Annotated in this window: 2 protein-coding genes; both read left to right on the top strand. The window is 47.1% G+C overall.

Going from position 1 to position 3,828, the window contains the following annotated elements; genetic code table 11:
- Positions 1 to 2,068, top strand: a 2,068-nt coding sequence (locus JX312_RS10465; protein ID WP_204457956.1) for a SusC/RagA family TonB-linked outer membrane protein, incomplete at its 5' end; no start/stop codon positions are given.
- A gap of 11 nt (positions 2,069 to 2,079) precedes the next feature.
- Positions 2,080 to 3,663: a RagB/SusD family nutrient uptake outer membrane protein gene (locus JX312_RS10460; RefSeq protein WP_123405738.1), complete on the top strand. Its 1,584-nt coding sequence runs from the start codon at positions 2,080 to 2,082 to the stop codon at positions 3,661 to 3,663.
- The last annotated feature ends 165 nt before the right edge of the window (positions 3,664 to 3,828 follow it).

Raw genomic sequence — 3,828 nt, 5'->3', positions numbered from 1 at the left:
TCTGAACGGTATCATGAAAGGCACAGAGCAGCGCCGCTATTCAGGTCGTGCAAACGTGTCTGTTGATATTAAAAGCTGGTTACGTGTAGGAACTAACACCTCTTTCACTTACACCAACGACGTTATGACGGATGGTCAAGTATATAACCAGGCTCACTATAACGGCAACCCGCTTCTTGACTATGAGCCTTTCATGAATGACGAGACAAGATTCGATCAGGAAAACCTCACTCTCTTCTGGCGTGCACAATCAGGCGACACCAATAATAATTTTAATCCTTTCAACACATTGAACGGCGTGAAGACAGAGCGTTCCCGCTATCATCTCATGTCATCAAACTTCATCAACATCAATCCTCTTGAAGGACTCAATATACGAACCACATTCGCTATCAACCGCGCTGAGCAGAAATGGGCACAGTTTGTTCCCACAGGTATTCAGGAAGCTATCCGATACAGGGGAGGCGACAACTATGCCAAGCAGCAGCGTGATGCGTCCACACAGTGGCAGTGGGACAACACTGTAAGCTATGACAAGACGTTTGCAGATGTTCACCGCTTGAATGCATTCGCGGGTATGTCTATGTCGCGTTATGTTGCCGACGGACTCTGGGGAGAAGGTCGCAGGTTTGCGTCAGACGATCTCGGTTTCAATGTGCTCGGAGCAAATGCAGACATAGAGAACCGAGCTGTCGGGAATTATCTCAGCAACAGTTCGCTCATCTCTTATGTAGTGCGCGGCAATTATAACTATGACTATCGTTACTTCGTGACTTTCACAGGTCGCTGGGACGGTTCTTCAAAATTCGGGAAAGGTAACAAATGGGGGTTCTTCCCGTCGTTCTCTCTCGCATGGAATATCGCCAACGAGCCTTACTTCCCCAAAACAGACTGGCTTAACACTTTGAAGCTTCGCGGAGGTTACGGATCGGTGGGTAACCAGAATATCGGAGACTTCCTCTATCTTACACTTTACTCTCCTTATGGATCAACAGACGGAACTGCCGGATATGGCACTGACGGACGCCGTGGCACACCCGGTATCACTTGGGAAAAACAGAAACAGGGGAACCTCGGCATCGACCTTGCGTTCTTCAACAACCGACTGAACATTTCTGCCGATGGATTCTGGATCACGAACTCTGATCTCCTTTATTCTCACTCTCTCGCATCTTCATCCGGTTATATATATACTACAGAGAACGTAGGCGAGATGACCAACCGAGGTTTTGAACTCTCTATCGGTGCAACTCCCATCCGCACTCAGGACTGGACATGGAACGTGAACTTCAACCTCGGTATGGATCGCAACAAGATCACCAAACTTTATGGAAATGTTGATCATATCTATAATGGTGACAATAACCGCACCGGTAACCTGTTCATCGGTGAATCGCTCAACAACCTTTACTGCCTTAAAGCCGGCGGTATCGCCAATGAATGGAACCGCTCCGAATGGGAGGGCAAGACATTTAACGGCCGCACAATCGGTCTTGGAGACCTTTATGCCCTTGACGTTTCAGGTCCTGACGGGATACCGGATGACGTAGTCGATTCTTATGACCGTGTATGTCTTGGAAGCATGGATCCCAAAGCTTATGGCGGTTTCTCTACGGACTTGACTTGGAAAGGCTTGACACTTAATGCAATCTTCACGTATTCTATCGGTGGCAGAATGATTAGCGGTTATTATGAATCTTTGATCAGCTCTGTCGGTATGAGCAACGCTTCTCCCGACCTTCTTGATAGCTGGAGCCCGGAAAATACCGGCGCCTACTTTCCCCGCAGAATGTTCAATGCCGACGGTTATTCTGCATATGGAGCGGGAGATACAGACAGATATGTGCAGAAATCAGACTTCCTGAAGCTTTCTAACCTTTCTTTCTCATACACATTCCCCAAGAATATACTGCGTAAGATACGTTTCGATAATCTTCGTCTATATTTCACGGCAGGCAACGTGTTTACAATCACTAAATATAAAGGTTATGATCCCGAATGGGGCGACGGCAGCGGTTACTTCCCCACTGAGCGTAGCTACACAATCGGACTTTCATTCACCCTATAATCGAACAGACAATGAAATTCTCAAATATAATCAAATATATGGGTGTTGCAGGAATCTCGGCAATGATGTTCACCTCCTGTAGCGATTTCCTTGACGAAAAACCCACCGGATCAATCTCTGAAGAGCAGATTTTCTCTGATCCGGAATATGCCGAGTCGAACTTGCTTTCCTGCTATCGCCAATGGCGTGAGTGCTTCAAAGACAGATACCTCTGGGAAGTGATGGTGGGAACGGATGAAATCCAGTCAGGCGCATTGCAGGCATTGAAGGAAGATGGCGGTCGCCGTGGTTCTCTTGACCGTTACGATGCGATGCTCACTTCGGAACTCTCCTACATAAAGGATACCTGGGACTGCCGCTACCTTAAAGTCGGAGAGTCGGCCAAGCTTATCAATGCCTTGAAATCAAAGAAAGATGAAGATGAGCTGTCCGGTAAAATATATGGAGAGGCAAACTTCATACGTGCCGGTCTGTGCATGGAACTGACCCAGATATTCGGAAGGATTCCTATTATAGACATGGAGCGTCAGGAGGAACTCACATATGCGCGTCAGCCGCTTAATGTGGTATGGGGATTTATTATTGACGATCTCAAGGAGGCGGTGAGATATTGTCCTGAATCCAATGATCCTCAGAGAGCCACGGTCTATGCTGCTAACATGCTTCTTGGATATGCATATATGGCTGCGCCTGAAGAGACCGGTCTCCGCGATTTTGAAGAGGCTGCAAAATGTTTCAAGGCGATTATCGACAGCCAGAAGTTCCGCTTGGTGGAATATTATGACCTCTTTGATTATAATGTGAAAAATTCGGCGGAAGCTATTTTCGAATGGCAGTTCAATACTACATGGCCTGATAATAACTGCATCCAGTTCCAGATAGGTTCGCGTGCAGCTGCCAATATGGGTCAGGACGGATGTTTCTTCGCCGGTTATGATCACGCTGTTCCTTCTGCATGGGCATATAGCGATGTAGAGGATGGCGGTATTTGGGAGGATGGCGATATCCGTCGCGATGAATCGCTCAGATATGATTTCGAATGGTTCGGTCAAGTGCCCGATCTCTCATCCCTGGCATGGGAGGGTCTTGGCGATGACCATGACGAGCTTCTCCCCCACATAAAGAAATATGAAGACTTCCGCACTGATATTCATTCAGGAATGGGCGTTAACAATATGTGGAACTCCGGTAAGAACATACCTTGGCTGCGTTATGCCAACGTTCTTCTCCTTTACGCTGAATGTCTCAATGAGACCGGACATACATCCGAAGCTGTAGATTATGTGAATGAAGTGCGTAAACGCGCATGGGAGAATAATATTCCTGCCGACAAGCAGTGGAACAAAGGAATGTCGAAAGACCAGTTCTTTGAGGCTCTCATGACGGAGCGTGTCCGAGAGTTGTTCGGTGAGCGTTGGAGACGTTTTGACCTTGTCCGCACAGGTAAGTTCCTTGAATATGTCAAAGCTCGCAACAAATGGGCTAACCGTTACGGCACAATACAGGAATTTAATAAATATTGGCCTATCCCTCAGTCCGAGATCGACCAGAATGACGATATCCTCGGCACAGACCAGAATGAAGGGTATAGATGAGTATTTAGGCTTTAGGTTTAGAGTTTGACTATATATTCTTTAAGTTGGCTCGGCTCATTCCGGGTGAGCTGAGTCAACTTTATATCTTAGTAAACGTCCCATAAACCGCCTTGCCTGACCGGCTGGGCGGTGTTAATTTTGCGGAGCAACCCAAAAATCATGGAT

The sequence above is a fragment of the Barnesiella sp. CU968 genome, assembly GCF_905219685.1.
GTDB lineage: Bacteria > Bacteroidota > Bacteroidia > Bacteroidales > Muribaculaceae > Lepagella > Lepagella muris_A.
Note: the sequence above shows the minus strand (reverse complement) of the source record. Positions and strands in the feature narration are given on the sequence as shown.